This window comes from Sphingomonas sp. SRI_018, from assembly GCF_057586275.1.
Genome location: NZ_JBYCZO010000003.1, coordinates 157,953 through 176,422 on the forward strand (window position 1 = coordinate 157,953; position 18,470 = coordinate 176,422).

24 protein-coding genes are annotated in these 18,470 nt (G+C 68.4%); 6 read left to right on the forward strand and 18 right to left on the reverse strand.

From position 1 onward, the window contains the following. Positions 1-75 precede the first annotated feature (75 nt). Positions 76-489: a holin family protein gene (locus AC2YHA_RS16205; RefSeq protein ID WP_233784033.1), complete on the forward strand. Its 414-nt coding sequence runs from the start codon at positions 76-78 to the stop codon at positions 487-489. 155 nt (positions 490-644) lie between these two features. On the opposite strand, the gene AC2YHA_RS16210 is transcribed toward AC2YHA_RS16205, so the two are convergent. Continuing rightward, positions 645-1,856, reverse strand: a complete 1,212-nt coding sequence (locus AC2YHA_RS16210) for a Yip1 family protein (protein ID WP_487402430.1) — start codon at positions 1,854-1,856, stop codon at positions 645-647. 102 nt (positions 1,857-1,958) lie between these two features. Between AC2YHA_RS16210 and hslV the strand changes: the two genes are divergently transcribed. Continuing rightward, positions 1,959-2,513: an ATP-dependent protease subunit HslV gene (gene hslV, locus AC2YHA_RS16215; RefSeq protein ID WP_233784035.1), complete on the forward strand. Its 555-nt coding sequence runs from the start codon at positions 1,959-1,961 to the stop codon at positions 2,511-2,513. Between the two features lie 69 nt (positions 2,514-2,582). Continuing rightward, entirely contained in the window at positions 2,583-3,881 is a 1,299-nt protein-coding gene (gene hslU / locus AC2YHA_RS16220) for an ATP-dependent protease ATPase subunit HslU (protein WP_487402431.1), read from the forward strand. On the opposite strand, the gene AC2YHA_RS16225 is transcribed toward hslU, so the two are convergent. From AC2YHA_RS16225 to AC2YHA_RS16295, 15 genes are all read right to left on the reverse strand, one after another. Then, on the reverse strand, positions 3,878-4,273 hold the full coding sequence (locus AC2YHA_RS16225; protein WP_487402432.1) for a hypothetical protein: 396 nt from the start codon (positions 4,271-4,273) through the stop codon (positions 3,878-3,880). The genes hslU and AC2YHA_RS16225 overlap by 4 nt on opposite strands. Positions 4,274-4,277: 4 nt before the next feature. Then, positions 4,278-4,685: a hypothetical protein gene (locus tag AC2YHA_RS16230; protein ID WP_487402433.1), complete on the reverse strand. Its 408-nt coding sequence runs from the start codon at positions 4,683-4,685 to the stop codon at positions 4,278-4,280. A 37-nt stretch (positions 4,686-4,722) separates the two neighbouring features. Beyond that, positions 4,723-5,457 (reverse strand): hydroxyacylglutathione hydrolase, encoded by a 735-nt coding sequence (gloB, locus tag AC2YHA_RS16235; RefSeq protein ID WP_487402434.1) that lies wholly within the window; start codon positions 5,455-5,457, stop codon positions 4,723-4,725. Next, on the reverse strand, positions 5,454-6,506 hold the full coding sequence (locus AC2YHA_RS16240) for an NAD(P)H-dependent flavin oxidoreductase (protein ID WP_487402435.1): 1,053 nt from the start codon (positions 6,504-6,506) through the stop codon (positions 5,454-5,456). The genes gloB and AC2YHA_RS16240 overlap by 4 nt, the downstream gene beginning before the upstream one ends. Further along, entirely contained in the window at positions 6,506-6,955 is a 450-nt protein-coding gene (locus AC2YHA_RS16245; RefSeq protein WP_487402436.1) for a VOC family protein, read from the reverse strand. Before AC2YHA_RS16245 ends, AC2YHA_RS16240 begins: the two co-directional genes overlap by 1 nt. 128 nt (positions 6,956-7,083) lie before the next feature. Beyond that, the gene (locus tag AC2YHA_RS16250; RefSeq protein ID WP_487402437.1) at positions 7,084-7,818 is read right to left on the reverse strand and encodes a tetratricopeptide repeat protein; all 735 of its coding nucleotides are present in this window, start codon (positions 7,816-7,818) and stop codon (positions 7,084-7,086) included. After that, positions 7,815-8,519 carry an alpha/beta fold hydrolase gene (locus tag AC2YHA_RS16255; RefSeq protein ID WP_487402438.1) on the reverse strand — a complete coding sequence of 235 codons (705 nt, stop codon included), beginning with the start codon at positions 8,517-8,519 and terminating at the stop codon, positions 7,815-7,817. Before AC2YHA_RS16255 ends, AC2YHA_RS16250 begins: the two co-directional genes overlap by 4 nt. 179 nt (positions 8,520-8,698) lie before the next feature. Further along, positions 8,699-9,778 carry a M48 family metallopeptidase gene (locus AC2YHA_RS16260; protein ID WP_487402439.1) on the reverse strand — a complete coding sequence of 360 codons (1,080 nt, stop codon included), beginning with the start codon at positions 9,776-9,778 and terminating at the stop codon, positions 8,699-8,701. Between the two features lie 12 nt (positions 9,779-9,790). Next, a complete protein-coding gene (locus AC2YHA_RS16265) occupies positions 9,791-10,870 on the reverse strand; it encodes a YjgN family protein (protein WP_233784045.1) in 1,080 nt (359 codons plus the stop codon). 51 nt (positions 10,871-10,921) lie between these two features. Beyond that, complete coding sequence (locus tag AC2YHA_RS16270) at positions 10,922-11,047, reverse strand: hypothetical protein (RefSeq protein ID WP_487402440.1); 126 nt, start codon at positions 11,045-11,047, stop codon at positions 10,922-10,924. Beyond that, on the reverse strand, positions 11,044-11,253 hold the full coding sequence (locus AC2YHA_RS16275; RefSeq protein ID WP_487402441.1) for a helix-turn-helix transcriptional regulator: 210 nt from the start codon (positions 11,251-11,253) through the stop codon (positions 11,044-11,046). Before AC2YHA_RS16275 ends, AC2YHA_RS16270 begins: the two co-directional genes overlap by 4 nt. Continuing rightward, on the reverse strand, positions 11,250-11,654 hold the full coding sequence (locus AC2YHA_RS16280) for a hypothetical protein (protein WP_487402442.1): 405 nt from the start codon (positions 11,652-11,654) through the stop codon (positions 11,250-11,252). The genes AC2YHA_RS16275 and AC2YHA_RS16280 overlap by 4 nt, the downstream gene beginning before the upstream one ends. Positions 11,655-11,863: 209 nt before the next feature. After that, positions 11,864-12,325 carry a DUF6644 family protein gene (locus AC2YHA_RS16285; RefSeq protein ID WP_487402443.1) on the reverse strand — a complete coding sequence of 154 codons (462 nt, stop codon included), beginning with the start codon at positions 12,323-12,325 and terminating at the stop codon, positions 11,864-11,866. Continuing rightward, positions 12,326-12,667 (reverse strand): DUF6152 family protein, encoded by a 342-nt coding sequence (locus AC2YHA_RS16290; RefSeq protein WP_487402444.1) that lies wholly within the window; start codon positions 12,665-12,667, stop codon positions 12,326-12,328. 56 nt (positions 12,668-12,723) lie between these two features. Further along, positions 12,724-14,127 carry a glutamate ligase domain-containing protein gene (locus AC2YHA_RS16295; protein WP_487402445.1) on the reverse strand — a complete coding sequence of 468 codons (1,404 nt, stop codon included), beginning with the start codon at positions 14,125-14,127 and terminating at the stop codon, positions 12,724-12,726. A gap of 76 nt (positions 14,128-14,203) precedes the next feature. On the opposite strand from AC2YHA_RS16295, the gene AC2YHA_RS16300 reads away from it, so the two are divergent. Further along, entirely contained in the window at positions 14,204-15,025 is an 822-nt protein-coding gene (locus tag AC2YHA_RS16300) for an LD-carboxypeptidase (RefSeq protein WP_233784051.1), read from the forward strand. Here the strand turns inward: AC2YHA_RS16300 and AC2YHA_RS16305 are convergent. Next, the gene (locus tag AC2YHA_RS16305; protein ID WP_487402446.1) at positions 15,022-15,408 is read right to left on the reverse strand and encodes a VOC family protein; all 387 of its coding nucleotides are present in this window, start codon (positions 15,406-15,408) and stop codon (positions 15,022-15,024) included. The two genes, AC2YHA_RS16300 and AC2YHA_RS16305, sit on opposite strands and share 4 nt — an antisense overlap. A 37-nt stretch (positions 15,409-15,445) precedes the next feature. Next, positions 15,446-15,796 carry a hypothetical protein gene (locus AC2YHA_RS16310; RefSeq protein WP_487402447.1) on the reverse strand — a complete coding sequence of 117 codons (351 nt, stop codon included), beginning with the start codon at positions 15,794-15,796 and terminating at the stop codon, positions 15,446-15,448. A gap of 157 nt (positions 15,797-15,953) precedes the next feature. Here AC2YHA_RS16310 and AC2YHA_RS16315 point away from each other — a divergent pair, with 157 nt between their 5' ends. Both AC2YHA_RS16315 and thrS read left to right on the forward strand, forming a co-directional pair. Next, entirely contained in the window at positions 15,954-16,217 is a 264-nt protein-coding gene (locus AC2YHA_RS16315) for a hypothetical protein (RefSeq protein WP_487402448.1), read from the forward strand. 224 nt (positions 16,218-16,441) lie between these two features. After that, on the forward strand, positions 16,442-18,439 hold the full coding sequence (gene thrS / locus AC2YHA_RS16320; RefSeq protein ID WP_487402449.1) for a threonine--tRNA ligase: 1,998 nt from the start codon (positions 16,442-16,444) through the stop codon (positions 18,437-18,439). Positions 18,440-18,470 lie beyond the last annotated feature (31 nt).

Genomic DNA, 18,470 nt, shown 5'->3' on the forward strand with positions numbered 1-18,470 from the left:
GCCGCCGACAACCGTCACTCGAGTCAATTTAGTCAACATTTTCGGATCAACCGCGGTCAGCATTCGGAGCGGACAATGGGCATTCTCGAAGGACTCATCGGGCCGGTCGCCGGCCTCATCGACAAGATCATCCCCGACCCCAAGGCGCGCGACGCCGCCAAGCTGGAGCTGCTGAAGCTCCAAGGCAGCCAGGAGATGGAGCTGGTCAAGGCGCAGATGGCGGCGGTGCTCGCCGAGGCGCAGTCGGCCGACCCCTGGACCAGCCGGGCGCGGCCGAGCTTCCTCTACGTCATGTACGCGCTGCTCTTGTGGAGCATCCCGATGGGGCTGATCGCCGCGATACGACCGGCGACGGCGGAGGCGATCGCCAAGGGCATGAACGGCTACCTCAGCGGCATTCCCGAGCCGCTCTACACGCTCTTCGCGACGGGCTACCTCGGCTACACCGTGGCCCGGCAATGGGGGAAGATGAAGGGAGTGGAGAAGTAAAAAAAGCTCCTCCCCGGCACGGGGAGGGGGACCATTCGTCGCAGACGAATGGTGGAGGGGGCCAGCCACATCGGTTGTCGTTCGCGGCTGGCCCCCTCCACCACCGGCCTGCGGCCGGCGGTCCCCCTCCCCATGCCGGGGAGGAGCTTCTGAACCTACTTCGCCATTCCCTCCAACGTGCTCAAATTCACCGTCGCCGCCAACGCCTTCAGCGTATCGAGGCTATCCGCTTCCCCTTCCACCGACACGACGAACCGGTTCGCCACCACCGTCGAATATTCGCCATGTCGCGACCCGCTGTCCCATTTCTCGGTGGTCATGCGACCGTCGACCTGTCCGGTCTTCTCGAAGCCGGTCTCGGTGGTACGGTTGGCCTGGACGTTGAACGCGCTGCCGAGTGCGGCGAGCCCGCCCATCGCTCCCATGTCGGTGACCGACAGCTGGGCAGTGTCGTCGCCGCGGCTGTAATCACCCTTGGCGTTCGATCCGGCGACGCCGGCCGCGCCTGCGCTGGCGCTTTCGATCGCCGTGCGGTTCCAGCCCGCCGCCGCGGTGGGCAGCAGCGCCTGAAGCGCGTTGGGATCGATCGGCTTGACCGTGGCCGCGCCCGCCGCACCGGCGGCCGCCGCTGCCTGCGCGGCATTGGCATTCGCTTCCATCTGCTTGGCGGCGGTTTCCAGCTTGCCGAAGTCGACCGATCCGCCGCCGGGCAGCTCGACCGATCCGGCGGTGGTGGCGCCTCCGAGCATCGCCGGGCCCATGAAGCTGGCGGTGGCCGTCGTCGCGATCGCGCCGATCACGATATAGAGCACGATCGCGCACAGGATCGTCACCACGGTGTAGCCGAGCGCCTTGTCCTGCGGCGCCTTCATCAGCCGCGGCAGGCCGAGATAGAGGAGATAGAGGCTGTAGAGGCCGAACAGGACGCCGAGGATGCCGAGCATCGGCACCAGGCCGAAGATGCCCCCGACGAAGCTGGCGGTATAGGAGAAGGCGACCACCTTCAGCGCCGAGACCGGATTACGGGTCCCGCCGAAATTGGGCGCCAGCCAATCGACGATCTTCGCCAGCACCCAGACGCCGATCACCGCCAGCACGTAGCAGACGATCGCGAAGCTCAGGCTGCCCAGCAGCGACGGCTTGAACACGACGCCGTAGCCGTAGCCGAACAGCTGGCTGCCGATGAGCCCGGCGACAGGCCCGATCGCCGCGAGCGGCAGCACCCAGCCGGTGAAGATGCCCTTCTCGGTCATAGGCTCGGCATCGATCCGGTCCCATTCGGGCTTGGGCGAGAGCAGGATGTTCTTGATCCGGTCGATGATGCCGCCGGTCGCAGGTGTCGGAGCAGGTGGAGGTGTCGTAGCCATCTCGAAGTCCCCTTGCTGTTCGAGTCGCTGGAGCAACGATGCGCCGCTACGCCGTTCGTGGGAAGCCTTGATTGCAATCGGGGCCGCTCCATATCCGGCGCCATGAGCGGGACTACACCGGTGTGGCACGGCACCACCATCCTCTCCGTGCGCAAGAACGGCCGCGTCGTCGTGATCGGCGATGGCCAGGTCTCCCAGGGCCAGACGGTCATGAAGCCCAACGCCAAGAAGGTACGGCGTCTCGGTGACGGCAGCGTCATCGGCGGCTTCGCCGGCGCGACCGCCGACGCCTTCACCCTGTTCGAGCGGCTCGAGGCCAAGCTCGAGCGGCACCAGGGCCAGCTGCTGCGCGCCGCAGTCGAGCTCGCCAAGGACTGGCGGACCGACAAGTACCTACGCAACCTGGAGGCGATGATGATCGTCGCCGACAAGGCTGTCACGCTGGTGATCACCGGCAACGGCGACGTGCTGGAGCCGGAGGGCGGGGTCGCGGCGATCGGATCGGGCGGCAACTTCGCCCTCGCCGCCGCGCGGGCGCTGGTCGATTACGAGCAGGACGCGGAGACGATCTGCCGCAAGGCGATGGCGATCGCCGCCGACGTCTGCGTCTATACCAATGACCGGTTGACCATGGAGACGCTCGACAGCGAGACCTGAGCACCACGTTGCTCGCGGAATACCCAATCGCATAGCGGCTCCGGCCTCCGCCGGGGCGACGGAAAGAGAATGAACGACAACCTCACCCCCAAAGCCATCGTCCGCGCATTGGACGAGCATATCATCGGCCAGGCCGAGGCGAAGCGCGCCGTCGCGGTGGCGCTGCGCAACCGCTGGCGGCGGCAGCAGCTGTCGCCGGACCTGCGCGACGAGGTCAGCCCCAAGAACATCCTGATGATCGGCCCGACCGGCTGCGGCAAGACCGAGATCAGCCGCCGCCTGGCGAAGCTCGCCGACGCGCCGTTCGTGAAGGTCGAGGCGACCAAGTTCACCGAGGTCGGTTATGTCGGCCGCGACGTCGAGCAGATCGCCCGCGACCTCGTCGAGGAGGCGGTGCGGCTCGAGAAGGAGCGCCGCCGCGCCGCGGTCAAGGACAAGGCCGAGGAGGCGGCGATGGCGCGCCTGCTCGACGCGCTCACCGGCAAGGGCGCGAGCGAGGCGACCCGCACCGCCTTCCGCCAGCGCTTCGAGGAGGGCCATCTCGACGCCACCGAGATCGAGGTCGAGCTGGAGGCCGCACCGCAGATGCCGTTCGAGATCCCGGGCGGTGGCCAGGTCGGTATGATCAACCTGGGCGAGATGATGGGCAAGGCGTTCGGCCAGGGCAACCTCAAGCGCCGCAAGCTCCCCGTCCCCGCCGCCTGGGCCAAGCTGGTCGAGGAGGAGGCCGACAAGCGCCTCGACCAGGACGAGGTCAGCCGTACCGCGCTTGCCGACGCCGAAGCGAACGGCATCGTCTTCCTCGATGAGATCGACAAGATCGCGGTGTCGGACGTCCGCGGCGGCTCGGTCAGCCGCGAGGGCGTGCAGCGCGACCTGCTGCCGCTGATCGAGGGCACGACCGTCGCCACCAAATACGGGCCGATGAAGACCGACCACATCCTCTTCATCGCCTCGGGCGCCTTCCACGTCGCCAAGCCGAGCGACCTGCTCCCCGAGCTCCAGGGCCGCCTCCCGATCCGCGTCGAGCTGAAGGGGCTGACGGAGGAGGATTTCATCGCGATCCTCTCCGACACCAAAGCCTCGCTGCCCGAGCAGTACAAGGCGCTGATCGGGACGGAAGGCGTGACGATCGATTTCACCCCGGACGGCATCCGCGCCGTCGCCCGCATCGCCGCGGAGGTCAACGCCGAGGTCGAGAACATCGGCGCCCGCCGCCTGCAGACGGTGATGGAGAAGCTGCTCGAGGAAGTGAGCTTCGACGCCGAGGACCGCGCCGGCGCCACGCTGACGATCGACGCGGCCTATGTCGACCGCCAGCTCGCCGGTATCGCCCGCAACACAGACCTCAGCCGCTATGTCCTCTAAGGCTTGGTGTAGGGCGTGAAGTCGCCAAGGCGGCAGTATGCCGACGGGATATTGCCGCCACCGCGCTGGACGGTGCGGAAACGGTCGTTGCGGCACAGCTGGCTGCCGTAGACGTCGGCGATGATCACCGGATCACCCCACAGGCCCGGACACTGGCCGATGACGTCGTTGCGCCACAGCCGCGAGCCGTCGTTGTAGATCAGCGTCCTGCCGCCGTAGGGCTGCGGCCCCTGGAGCCGCTGCACGTCGACGCAGCGCTCCGGCTTGCCCGCCACGCGGCCCTCCAGGCGCGAGGCAAGCTCGCTCGCCTCGCGCCGTTCGGCCTTCGCCACGCGCTCCTGGTCGCCCGCGCAGCCGGCGAGGGCGAGTGCGATCAGCAACCCGGCGCGCATCGTCCTAGCTCCGCGGCTTGGTGTAGGGTACGAAATCCCCGAACGAGCAAGCGCCGCTCGGGAAGCCGCTGCTGCGATCGACGGTGCGGACGATGTCGCCGCGGCAGAGTTGGCCGCCGTAGCTCTTCGTCACGATGATGTCGTCGCGCTTCAGGCCGAAGCAGCCGCCGGTCGGCTTGTTGAGCCAGTAACGACTCCCGTCGCGGTACAGCAAAGTCTCGCCGTAGATCGAGACGTTGGAATTGCCGAACGGGTTGATGCAGCTCTGCGGCTTGCCGGGCTGATAGCCCGTCAGCGCCTTGTCGAGCCGCGCCTGCTCGCGCGCCTGGGCCGCATCGGCACGGGCGACGTCCTCGGCCGTGGCGGTGCAGCCGGCAACCAGAAGTAAGCAACACAGGGCAATCGGTTTCATCACAACCTCCATGGTCCCCATGTGAACCATGACGGAGTCAACCGCGGAAAACATCTTTCGCTCCGCGGCGCTCGCCCAGTTCCTCCGGCGATGATGCGCGCAGGAAGGGGTTGGTGGCAAGCTCCTCGCCGATAGTGGTAGGCAACGTCGCCTTGCCCGCAGCGCGCAGGCGATCGACCTCGACCATGCGCGCCTTGATCGCGTCGTTGTCGGGCTCGGCGACGAGGGCGTAGCGGCCGTTCGACTGGGTATATTCGTGTGCCGCGAACACCTGGGTCTCGGGCGGCAGCGCGGCATATTTGCGCATGGCGGCGTACATGTCCGCCGCCGTTCCCTCGAACAGCCGGCCGCAGCCCATCGCGAAGATGGTGTCGCCGGGAAAGAGCAGGCCGTCCTGGTCGAACACGTAGCTGATGTGCCCGGCGGTGTGGGCGGGCGTGTCGAGCACCCTCGCGATATGGGCACCGAGCTTCACCGTATCGCCCTCGGCGACGGTGCGGTCGAGCGTCGGGATCTTCGCCGCCTCCGCTGCCGGGCCGGTAACCAGCGCGCCGGTCGCATCCTTGACCGCCTGGTTGCCGCCGACGTGATCGGGGTGCCAGTGGGTGTTCCAAATCTGGGTGATCGTCCAGCCCCGCTCCTTCGCCGCGGCCAGCGCGGGGGCGGCGTCGCCCGGGTCGATCACCAGCGTCTCGTTCGACACGGGGTCATGAACCAGCCAGATATAGTTGTCGTCGAAGGCGGGGACGCGGACGATCTCGAGGTCGGTCATGATGCGGTCTCCAGAAGCGCGAGGATTTCGGCGGCGAGCCGTTCGGTGAGGGCCTGGGCCGGTTCGGCACGGACCCGGGCGACGCCGGCGCCAGCCCACATCGGCGAATAGTCGCCCCGCCCGCCGGCTTCGGCGGCGGCACGAAGGGGTGCCAGCGCCGCGGAGGCGTGCGGGAACGGGGGCACAGCCGGGTGCGTCGGTCCGAGCACCTCGATCAGCCGGTTGCGGATGCCCCGTGCCTGGCGGCCGGAGAAGAGCGTTGTGAAGACCGTCTCGACCGGCGTGCCGAGCAGCGCCCGGTGCGGCGCGCTGACGCTGCTTTCGGGCGTGGCGAGATAAGCGGTGCCGATCTGCACCGCGCTCGCTCCGGCGGTCAGCGCCTCGGCCGCGCTCTGCGCGTCGACGATCCCGCCGGCGGCGATCACCGGCAGGGAAACCGTTTGGAGAATGCCGCGCAGGAGTTCGGCAAGCGGCGTCGGGCGGTGGCCGTCGAGGAACCAGCCCGCATGCCCGCCGGCCTCGGCCCCTTGCGCGATCACCGCGTCGACGCCGCGATCGGCGAGCCAGCGGGCCTCGTCCACCGTCGTCGCGCTGCCGAGCACGACCGCATCGGCCCGCCGCACCCGCTCGAGGAGACCTGGCGCAGGCAGGCCGAAGTGAAAGCTCACCACCTCCGGCCGCACCGCTTCGACCGCTTCGGCCATCGCCGCGTCGAACGGCCGGCGGAGCGGCGGCGGCGGGCCCGGCTCCACGCCTTCCTCCGCATAGAAGGGCGCCAGCACCTCGCGCCAGGCGCCGTCGTCGGCGTCCACCAGGTCATGGCAGAAGAAGTTGAGGTTGATCGGCCCCTCGGCCTGGTCGCGCAGCTCCGCCGCCTGCACCACCAGCTGCTGCGGCGTCAGCATCGCACAGGGCAGCGACCCGAGCGCACCGCCCCGCAGCGCCGCCGCCGCCAGAGCCACGCCGCCGGAGTTCGCCATCGGCGCCTGCACGATCGGCACCTCGGCGCCGGTCAGGTCGAGGAAGCGCCGGTCGGGCCAGCGCGCCATCACCACTCGCCCGTGTTCGGCATCGACACCCAGGGCTCGGCCGGCTCCAGCACACCGTCCTGGAGCAGCTCGATCGAGATGCCGTCGGGGGTGCGCACGAACGCCATATGGCCATCGCGCGGTGGGCGGTTGATGGTGACGCCGGCGTCCATCAGCCGCTGGCAGGTCTCGTAGATATTATCGACGCGATAGGCGAGATGGCCGAAGTTGCGGCCGCCGGCATAGCGCTCGGGCTCGCCGTTCTCAGGCGGCCAGTTGTAGGTGAGCTCCACCTCGGCGCGGGCGCGCTCGCCGGGGCCGTTCAGGTCCTCGGGCGCGGCGAGGAAGATGAGGGTGAAACGGCCCTTGTCGTTCTCCATGCGCCGGACCTCCTTGAGTCCCAGCAGCTCGAAGAAGCGGATCGTCGCGTCGGGATCGGCGACGCGGATCATGGTGTGGAGATACTTCATCGCTGCGTGCCTCCTGTGACCTCGAGAGGTCAGATAATGTCGCCGTCATCCCGGCGAAAGCCGGGATCCAGAGCCAGATAAGTCGTCGCTCGGAACCCTGGATCCCGGCTTCCGCCGGGATGACAGAATTACTTGGCGCCGAACTGCTCAAGCGCCTTGCGCGCCGCCGCAGCGGCGGGGCTGTCCGGCGCCAGCTCGGCCGCCTTCTGCCAGCCCGCCCTCGCGCCGGTCTCGTCGCCCGCGGCGGCGGCAATGTTGCCGGCCTCGAGCTGGACCTGGGCGTCGTCCGAGGATCGCTTGAGCGCCTCGCCGATGTCCTTCCGCGCCCGGTCGAGGTCGCCCATGCGCCGCGCCAGCGTCGCCGAGAGCAGCCAGGCGAGCGGATCGTCGGCGGCGCTCGTCAGCGCCTTGTCGATGTCCTCGCGCGCGGCAAGGAGGTTCCCCGAGGCGACGGCGGCGCGGGCGCGATCGAGCTGCGCCTCCCCGAGCGGCAGGCCGGTGAGCGTACCGCTGGAAAGCGCCGCATTGAGCGCCGTGCGCGCCTTCACCGGATCACCGGCCGCCAGCCAGGCATTGCCCGCCTGTGCCCAATAGTTGGCGGCGCGGGCATCGTGCGCGACCTCGGCCTCGTGCGCCGCCTCGGCGAAGGCACCCGCCGCACCGGCGAAGTTGCCTGAGCGCGCATAGGCCATGCCGAGGCACTGGCGGGCAAGGAAGCCGCCGCCGGCGAGCCGCCACGCCGACGCCTCCGCCGCGCCCTGCGCCGGATCGCTGCCGGTGGCGAGATCGACGCAGCGGTCGAAACGCGCTTCGGGCGTCTCGACCGGCGCGACGGTCTGGAGCAGCAGCGGCAGCAGGATCATGGCAGACCTTCGATCGTGCGCAGGATCAGCGCGATGTCGCTCTCCCGCGAGAGGCGGTGGTCGCCGTCCTTGACGAAGGTCGCCTGCACGTCGGGTGAACGGATGAGGCGCATGAGGTCGAGGCTCAGCGTCCATGGCACGTCGGGATCGGCCTGGCCGTGGACGAGGCGAACCGGCGCATCGACGGCGATGGCGCCGTGCAGCAGCCGGTTGGCTTCGCCCGAGGACCAGAAGGCGCGGGTGGTGACGGTCGGCTCGGGCGCATATTGAGAGGGTTGCTCCAGCCGGCCTTCGGCGAGCAGGGTCATCTTCTGCTCCTGGGTGAAGCCCCAGTCGGTGAAGTCGGGCGCCGGGGCGATGCCCACCAAGCCGGCGATGCGATCCGACCGGGCGAGCGCCGCCAGCAGCATGATCCACCCGCCCATCGACGAGCCGACCAGCACCACCGGCCCCTCGAGGACATGGTCGATCAGCCACAGCACGTCGTCGCGCCAGATGTCGAGCGTACCGTCCTCGAACGCGCCCGGGCTGGCGCCGCAGCCGGAATAGTCGAACCGCAGGCACGCCCGGCCCTTCGCACGTGCCCAGTCCTCGATCGCCAGCGCCTTGGTGCCGCTCATGTCCGAGGCATAGCCCGGGAGGAACATCACCGTCGGGCCGGCGCCGGGGGTGTGATGATGGGCGAGCTGGCGTTCGGTCATGGCGGTGCCCACGTAGGACAGCGATTTCGTGAGCTCAATCCTCCCCGAGCTTGCTCGGGGAGGGGGACCGCGCGATGAAATCGCGGGGTGGAGGGGAAATGCGCAACGGCAGGATTCTTCCCCTCCACCAGCCTTCGGCTGGTCCCCCTCCCCGAGCAAGCTCGGGGAGGAATTGGGGCCTAAAATCGCATCTCGGACTTGCTGACGTCGGGATCGGCCGTGCAGATGGTGCGCAGCGCCGCCCATTGCTGCGCGTCCAGGGCGGGACGGTAGATCTGCCCGCGGGCGCTGGCGCGGAACAGGCGCTGGCGGTCGCTCGACAGCGGATGACTGGAGAGATAGCCGAGCACGCGGAGCGACGCGCCGAGCTTCGCCTCCCCCTTGCCGAGCCGGTCGAAGAAGGCGGCGGTGCCGAGGGGGGAGACCTGCGCCTCTCTCAGCGCATCGATCGCGAAGGCGTCCGCGCTCGCCTCCGCGCTGCGACTGTAGCCGGCGGAGAGCAGCGCATTGGTGTAGCCGCCGACGTTGCCGTCGAGGCCGCCCAGCACCACGCTGAGCCCGAGCTGGCGGATCAGCGACGCCAGCACGTCACGGTGCGCGACGTGGCCGAGCTCATGCGCGATCACGCCGGCGACCTCGTCGGGCGACCTGGCATCCCGGAGCAGACCCTGGAAGATCAGCACATGGCCGCCGGGCAATGTCACCGCGTTGACGATCGGTACGTTGACCACGTGGATGTCGGCATCGCCCACCGCAGGGCCGAGCCGGTCGGTCAGCGCCTGGAGCGCGGCGGCGCCGGCGGGTGCCTTGCAGGTGCGGCCGCCGAAGTCGCCGACCATCAGGTCGCCGAGCCGCCGCTCCATCACTGGCGGCATCAGCCGCGCCGCGACCGATGGAGCGAAGGACAGGCCGAGCAGCGCCAGAGCCGCGATGCCGGCGAAGATCAGCGTGCCGTAGACGAGGCCGAGTCTGTCGACGATCCCGCCGTAGCGCTGCTCGCCGGGCAGCCGCACCAGCACCGCGGACGGGATCGGCTCGGCGATGGCGATGCGCCAGCCGGGGCGGCCCTTCAGTCCATATTGGTGGCGGCCATCGATGCGGCCGTGGCCGACCAGGTCGGCGAAGGCGAAGGGGCCGACGGCGCCCTCGCCCTCGATCAGCGTGAAGCTCGCCCCGTCCGGCACCAGCAGCGCCTCACGCCGGACGGCGCTGAGGCCGTCGTAATGCCAGACGGCCGCCGCGTCAGAAGGCGCCGACATCGCCTGCCTTCATCAGAAGGCACCCACGTCGAACGCATCGAGCAGCCCTTCGCCCTGGGTCGGCGCGCGCGTCTCCGACTGCGTCAGCTCGTCGAGGTGGAGCTCGCCATAGGCCTCGATGTGGGTGATGAAGAACTTCCAGTTGCGGTAGGGCACGAACAGCATGCCGACGCCGAACGTCACCAAGACGAGGCCAATATTGCCGAGGAACAGGAGGATCCAGTCCCTGGTCCGCGCGGTGAAGTCGAAGGCGAGCGGTCCCAGCTCCAGCGCGCCGACCGCCTCGCGGTAATAGGCCGAGTAGAAGAACAGCGCGACCGCGCCGAGCAGGCCGTAGAAGCCGAGGATGAAGACGGTCGCCAGCACGATCGCCATCACGCTCGGCTCCCGGCTGGAGCCGACGGTCATTGCCGTCATCATGCCGATCAGGAACAGGCCGACGAACAATGCGATCGGCACCAGATAGAAGATCAGATAGCGGCCGATGATGTGGTTCCAGTCGGCGTTGGCCTCGAAGCGGTAGGGGCCGAAGCTCATCTCGCGCCAGCGCCGGTTCCACAAGCTGGTCATCGACCATGGCACCATCAGGCCGAATGCGAGGAAGCCGAGCAGCGTGCGCCAGAGATGCTGCCAGCCATAGGCGAGCCCCTGCGTATCGCTGCCGCCGCGGATACCGTGCCAGAAGGTACGGCTGAGCCGGTAGCGGATGGCGCGGAAGATCGCGACGCCGACCAGATAGAGCAGCAGCAGATAGAGCAGGAAGACCAGCAGTCCCGCCGCGCCCGGGTGGCCGCGCAACACCATGCCCTGCAGCAGCAGGTTGAGCAGCGCGAACGGAACCAGGAAGAACAGCAGCGCCATCAGATAGCCGACGAACAGTTCCAGTCCCGTACCGGTCCATTCGAGCCGATCGTCGATGAAGCGGGTGCGGCTCCACAGGTAACGCCGCTCGCGGGTGCGCGCCCAGAAGGCGTAGATGCCGAGCGTGACGATCGTCAGCAGCAGATTGGTGAAGGCGATCGGCGCGAACTCGCGCCAGTCGCCGTGGAATTCGAAGGCGCTGTGCGGCGCGGTCCCCTGCTGCATGTCCATCGCGATTCCCCCTTGCCGCTCGTTGGAGCCGAGCGGCGGGAAAGCGTCAACTCACTTTGTGGCGAGGAGGGCCTCTACTGCCCGGTGCAAGGAATCGCTGTGGTTGGGAAAGGCGTTGAACAGCAGGAACGGCAGCGCGATCGCCGCGATCAGGCGCCCCTTGGCGGCGGGGGTCATTGGTCGGTCTCCTTGGCGGGATTGACGAAGATGGCTTCGATGGCGAGCCCGAAGACGTCGGCGATCTTGAAGGCGAGCGGCAGCGAGGGATCGTAGCGCCCGGTCTCGATCGCGTTGACGCTCTGGCGCGAGACGCCGAGCCGGTCGGCGAGATCCTGCTGGCTCCAGTCGCGCTCGGCGCGGAGCACCTTGAGGCGGTTCCTCATTCGCGGCCTCGCAGCGTCAGCCTGTTGATGCAGGCGCCGAGCAGCAGGCCGCCGAGCCACAGAATCGGCCAAGTATAGGCGACGACGTGCGGCACGAGCGCGAACCCTTCCAGAAAGCCCCAGATCGTCGAGGCCGCGAGCATCACGCCGGTCGCGACCAGCAGCTGCCTCACCTGCAGCACGCGCAGATATTCGTCGCTCTCGTCGAAGAGGTAACGTCCCATCGCAAGGAAGAATCCGGTGACCGGCAGCGCGGGCAAGACGCCGATTACATAGGCCAGCGGACCAGACACGAGATGCCGCGACAGGAGATAGACGGCGCCGACGAGCAGCACCGCATAGGCGCTGCTCAGCAGCAGGATCGTTCGATTGTACCGTTTCTGGGCGGGTGAGAAGCGCATGACAAGCGTCCTGTAATTTCTGACAAGGACACTTTACTCGTCGGCGCGAATTATGTCAAGCACACTTTGCAATTTGAAAAGCTTGCACGTCAAAGCAAAACGAGGTCGAGTTGGAATCCTGCCCCTACCAAAGCAGGAGCCTTGACCATGGGCACGTTTGTGGCCTGGGCTCCTGCTTTCGCAGGAGCACTGCAGCTGCTCTAATCCGCCTACGCGTAGGCGATCAGGCGGCCGAGGGCGGCGACGGTGAGCCAGAGGAGGAGCGAGGCGCCCGCCAGCATCCGCAGAGGCCAGGACGGCGTCTCCCCGCCCCGCCACCAGAAGCGGAAGGCCAATGCGTTGGCGAGCGCGACGGCGATGAGCGCGAGCTTGGTCAGGAAGCGCGGGGATCGGATCAGGGCGGTAGCGTCCGCTGCGAACAGGACGGGACCGCTCGCCGCCAGCATCAGGAGGCCGGCAATCGCGATCGGAGTCAGCGCTCGCGAGAGGGTGGCGAGCGGCAGCGTGCGGAAAGCGCCGACCAGCCTCAGGTCGACCACGCCGATGCCGCCGACCAGGCAGACGAGACCGAGGAGGTGAACGAGGTTGGCGGCCGGATAGAGCCACGCCGATTCCCGCGCGGCCATGCCGAAGGCGCTGGCCTCGATCGATGCGGCGAAATTCTCGAGCAACTAGCGCAGCTCGACCGTCTTTCCGGCGACGGTGACGCGTTCGATCCGCATCTCCGGCGTGCCGTCCTTGCGCGGATAGCCTTCGAGCGTCACCGGCTTGCCGTTCGCCAGCATCTCGCGGGTAAGCCCGCGGGCCTCCATCCGAGCGACCGGCGCAAGCACTACGTCCCAGGTCTTGCCTTGGTACGCCACCTTGGCCCCGCCGTGCGGGTTGCCCCAGGAGACATTGGCGAGCGGGGCGGTGATCTTCACCACCTTGGCATCGTAGCTGCTCCAGCCATGGTGGGCGACGGCCGCGCCAGGGATCGACAGCGCGGCAACAAGCAGTATCGGGAATCGCATGTGAGCCTCCTGATCCAGCCGGAACAGATTAGACCAAGAGCTGGCGCGAGTCCCTCTCAATCGGCGCGGCCGCGGAGCGATTCGACCAAGTCCGCCGCGAGCAGGCTCAGCGTATCGTCGCGCGCGCCCATCACGACGATACGGTCGCCGGGCCGCGCCTCGGCGACCAGATGCGCGGCGGCGGCGGCGCGATCCGGAATGTGGAGGGCATGGCGGCCCGAAGCGGCGACGTCGGTGACGATGTCGGCGCTGGTCACCTCGCGGGTGACGGTGCCGCCCATGTAGACCGGGTCGGGCAGCACCAGCACGTCCTCGGCGGCGAGGCCGGTGACGAAGGTCTCGACCAGCTCGCGCCGCATCACCTTGAGCGGGCCGAAGCCGTGCGGCTGGAACAGCAGGAGCAACCGGCCGGGGAAGGCGTGGAGCGTCGCCAGCGTCGCGGCGATCTTGTCGGGGTTGTGACCGAAGTCATCGATCACCGCGACGCCGCCGCCCTCGCCGACCAGCTCGAAGCGGCGGCGCAGGCCCGTGAAGCCGGCGATCGCCTGCGCCGCCTGCCCGAGCGGGATACCCGCCGCCCGCGCGGCGCCGATCGCGGCGATCGCGTTGGCGACGTTGTGGCGGCCGGGGACGGCCAGGCGGACACGTACCCTCTCGTCCGCCTCAGCGAGGTCGAAGGCGACGGCGAACGGCTCCTCGGCGATGTTGGCGGCGGTAAGGTCGGCCGGCTCCTCCACCGCCACCGTCACCAGCCGGTTGCGGGGCAGCGTCATCGCCAGGCGCGCGGCCTCGGCGTTGCCGGTGTTGATCACCGCGACCTCCGCCTTGGCGATGAAGGCGGCAAACAGGTCGTTCAATTCGTCCAAGGACTTGTGATCGAGGCTGACGTTGTTGAGTACCGCGATCCTGGGCTGGTAGAGCGCGATCGAACCGTCGCTCTCGTCGACCTCGCTGACGAAGGCGTCGCCCTGCCCCACCAGCGCACTTGCGAAGGGCGCGTCGGGCGAGGCGAAGTTCTTCATCACCGCGCCGTTCATCACCGTGGGATCGCGGCCGGCGGCGTGGAGGATCCAGCCGATCATGCCGGTGACGGTCGACTTGCCGCTGGTGCCGGCGACACCGATCGGCAGTGCCGCCTGGTTGAACAGGCTGGCGAGCAGCTCGGCGCGGCTCATGCGCGGGGCGGCGACGCGCTCGGCCGCGACCATGTCCGGCACGGTTGCTTCCACTGCCGCGGAAGCGACCACGGTCTGATCGGGCGAGACGACGCCGCTGCCGTCCTGCGGGAACAGCGCGACACCGAGCGCGCGCAGGGCGTCGAACTTGGCGGGGACGCGCCCCTGGTCGAGGCTGCGGTCCGATCCCGCGACACGGGCACCGCGGCCGGCGAGGATCATCGCCAGCGGCATCATGCCCGAGCCGCCGACGCCGACGAAGAAGAAGGATTTGCCGGAAAGCATCAGCGCGGGCTATCCGTCCCGCCGGTCAAGGGCAAGGGAGGCTTGCCGCATTGGTGTCGAACGGAAGGTGACCTGAATGCGCATCGCGGTCTGCGCCCCCGCACGGTCGATCAGCCAGGCCGGGGCCGCGCGCGTGTCGGCGTTCGCGGCGCTCTATTACCCGCAGGTCGAGCTGGTGTTCGATCCGCAATGCTTCGTGGTGGAGGGGCATTTCGCCGGGCCGGACGCGCTCAGGGCCGAGACCTTCCTCAGATACGCCAACGATCCTGACGTCGATGCGATCTGGTTCGCGCGCGGCGGCTATGGCTCCAACCGCATTCTCGAGGCGGTGATGCCGCAGCTCGGGCCGGCGGCGCGCGAGAAGAGCTACATGGGCTTTTCCGACATGGGCTTCATGCTGGGCGCGCTCTATGCGCGGCGGATCGGCAAGCCGGTGCACGGGCCGATGGCCTCCAACGTCAGCGAGGCGAGCGGCGGGGTTCCGGTGGGACGCGCGCTCGGCTGGCTGGTCGATCGCGATCGCAAGGTACTGGAGCCGACGCTCGACGGGCGGCCGGCGGCGGCATTCAACCTCGCGATCCTGACGGCGATGCTGGGGACGCCGTGGGTGCCGGACCTCACCGACCATATCCTCTATCTCGAGGAGGTATCGGAATCCTATTACCGGATCGACCGGATGCTGTTCCAGATGGCCAACGCCACGCAGTTGCGCGGCATCGCCGGGGTGCGGCTCGGCGCGGTGACCGACGTGCCCGATGGCGACACCGAGGTCGAGTTCGGCGAGACGCTGGAGCAGATGATGGAGCGCTGGTGCAAGGAGATGGGCGTGCCCTATCTGGGGCGCGCCAGCATCGGCCATGCGGCGCTCAACATGGTGGTGCCGTTCGGAGTGGCCTAGCTGCCGATCAGCTCGCTCGGCCAGCCGATCCGGACCAATAGATCGTCGGGGCCATTGAGGGCGAACTCGTACATCCCCCATTCCTTGCGGGTTGGCCGCTTCTCGCGTTCGATGATCGCGTCGCGCATCGCCACGGCGATCGCGTCGACGCGCGGGGTGTAGAGGTAGACGCCGAAGGGATTGCGGCCGGGCACCAGCCAGCCCTCGACCGCCCGATTGAGATGCACCTCGCCGCCTTCGCCGTCCGAGAGCATCCGATAGTCGTCATAGCCCTGATCCGCCGGGCGGCTGAAGCCGAGGCGGTTCCACCATGCCTCCGCAGCGTCGAGATCGTTGCACGGGATGATCGCGGTGACGGTGGCCCGCGGGGGCGTGTCCGACATGGCATGGCTCCGTCGAGTCGGCAGGTAGTGCTGCTTATCATCCGCCCGCCAGCGTCACCACGTCAGATCCCGCCGCCACGCGGTGATGCTCGACGCGCTCGGGACGGTCGAGCAGGAAACGGTCGTCCTCGGGATAGTAGCGCGCCAACGTCGGGTCCGCCCCGGCAAACGCCTCGATCGCCGTCAGCGAGGCCCACCAGCTCAATGTCGTCACTTCGCTCGATCCGTCGCCGAGCGCGCGGAACAGCATCTGGTAACCAAGGTTGCCTGGCGTCGCGCGATAGTCGTCGAGCCCGGTCGCGAGGATATAGTCGGCATAGGCCCGCTCGTCGGCGGTGCGGATGCGCGCCGACCAGCGCCGCAGGATCACCTCACTACCTTCGGTCATGCTGCCTCTCCTCTATTGCCGCAGATGTGGCAGCGATTGCGCGCGGAAGGAAATCGAAGCTTCGGACAGTGCGACAAGCCGGCCTTATGACGCTCTCCCGTGCTTGACTCGCGCTGGCCCAGACGTGACGGGGCCAAGTGAACGAAGGAATGCCGCCATGAATGAAATCGCCGAACTCCATGCGCAGATCGTCGCCTTGCGCGTTGCGGTGGAAGGCGCGTGGCTGTCGCTGCTGTCGACCGATCCCAACGCCGTCGAGAATGCTGACCGGTTGCGGCGCGAGACCATTGCCGGGTTCGGCAAGCTCGACGCCTCGACCCCCGAAGCAAAGGCGATGCTGGAGGCGATCGTCGAGCATACCGACCAGCTGTGGAAGAGCATCGGCTGGCAGCTCGAGAACAGGACTGCTGGCGAAGCCTGAGGGGCGCCGCTATATCAGTCCCATGCAGCGCCCGCTCGCCCTGACCGAGACTAGCACCACCCCGGCTCTCCGGGGGGACTTCGGCTCGGGCACGCAGCGCTGACCGACGGGCCGAAGGCTCCGCCCGGGGAACGGGAGGAGCCGGCGCCCATCCTTCCGTTCCTGCCGCTTCACTCCGGGCGCCGGCCGGTGCATTAGGCACGCCGGATTCGCAGGACGACATGATGAACGACACGCTCCAGATCACGCTTCCCGACGGCTCGGTGCGCGAAGTCGCGCGCGGCACCACGCCGGCGGACATCGCCGCGGCGATCGGCCCCGGCCTCGCCAAGGCGGCGATCGCGGCGCGGGTCGACGGCGAGCTTCGCGACATCGGGCGGCCGCTCGACCATGACGCCCAGCTCGCGCTGGTCACCAGCCGCGACGAGAAGGATGCGCTGGAGCTCGCGCGGCACGATTACGCACATGTGCTGGCCGAGGCGGTGCAGAGCCTGTTCCCGGGCACGCAGATCACCTTCGGCCCGGCGACGGACGATGGCTTCTACTACGACTTTGCGCCGAAAGAACGGCCCTTCACCGAGGAAGACCTGCCCGCGATCGAGGCGGAGATGCGCAGGATCATCGCCGCCGACAAGCCGCTCCGCCGCGAGGTGTGGACGCGCGAGCAGCTGATCGAGCGGTGGAAGCAGCAGGGCGAGACGTTCAAGGCCGAGTGGGCGGCCGAGCTGCCCGACAACGAGGAACTGACGGTCTATTGGTCGGGCGGCGACTGGCTCGACATGTGCCGGGGGCCGCACCTCGCCTCGACGGGGAAGCTCGATCCGCAAGCGTTCAAACTGACGCGCGTGTCGGGCGCCTATTGGCGCGGTGACCAGAAGAACGCGATGCTCTCGCGCATCTACGGCACCGGCTGGCTCAACAAGAAGCAGCTCGACGCGCACCTCCATATGCTGGAGGAGGCGGCCAAGCGCGACCACCGCAAGATCGGGCAGGAGATGGACCTGTTCCACCTCCAGAGCGAGGCGCAGGGCAGCGTGTTCTGGCACCCCAACGGCTACATCATCTGGCGCGAGCTGGAGGCGTACATGCGCCGCCGCCTCGACGCGGGCGGCTATGCCGAGGTCAAGACGCCGCAGCTGATGGACGCGCGTCAGTGGGAGCAGTCGGGCCACTGGGGCAAGTATCGCGAGAACATGTTCGTCGTGCCCGACGAGATCCCGAACACCGAGGACGACGCGGCGATCTTCAGCGGCACCGCCGACCTGATGGCGCTGAAGCCGATGAACTGCCCGGCGCACGTCCTCATCTTCCGCCAGGGCATCAAGAGCTACCGCGACCTGCCGATCCGCATGGCCGAATTCGGCTGCTGCCACAGGAACGAGCCGCACGGCGCGCTCCACGGCATCATGCGCGTGCGCCAGTTCACGCAGGACGACGCCCATATCTTCGTGCGCGAGGACCAGCTGGTCGAGGAGGTGGCGAAGTTCATCGACCTGCTCGACACGGTCTACAAGGACCTCGGCTTCGAGAACTATGCGATCAAGCTGGCGCTGCGCCCCGACAAGCGCTTCGGCAGCGAGGAGATGTGGGACTGGTCCGAGCAGTCGCTGCGCGACGCGGTGGCGGCGACCGGGCGCAACACCGAGGATTATGGCTGGGAGGAGTTGCCGGGCGAAGGCGCCTTCTACGCACCCAAGCTCGAGTTCCATCTGACCGACGCGATCGGGCGGACGTGGCAGGTCGGAACGATCCAGACCGACACGGTGCTGCCCGAGCGGCTCGACGCGAGCTACGTCGGCGAGGACGGCGAGCGGCATCGCCCGATCATGCTCCACCGCGCGATCCTGGGCAGCTTCGAGCGTTTCATCGGCATCCTGATCGAGCATTACGCCGGCCGCTTCCCGCTGTGGCTGGCGCCGGTGCAGGCGGTGGTGGCGACGATCGTGTCCGACGCCGACGACTATGCCCGCGCGGTCGCGGCGAAGCTGGCGGCGGCGGGCATCCGCGTCGAGACCGACCTGCGCAACGAGAAGATCAACTACAAGGTGCGCGAGCATTCGGTGGCGAAGGTCCCGGCGCTGCTCGTCGTCGGCAAGCGCGAGGCGGAGGAAGGCACCGTCGCCGTCCGCCGGCTGGGCAGTGAGCGGCAGGAGGTGGTCAAGCTCGACGACATCGTCGCGGCGCTGGTCGCGGAGGCGAAGGCGCCGGACCTCGCCCGATGAAGGTTGAGCTGGAGTCTTTCCGACTTGGTTG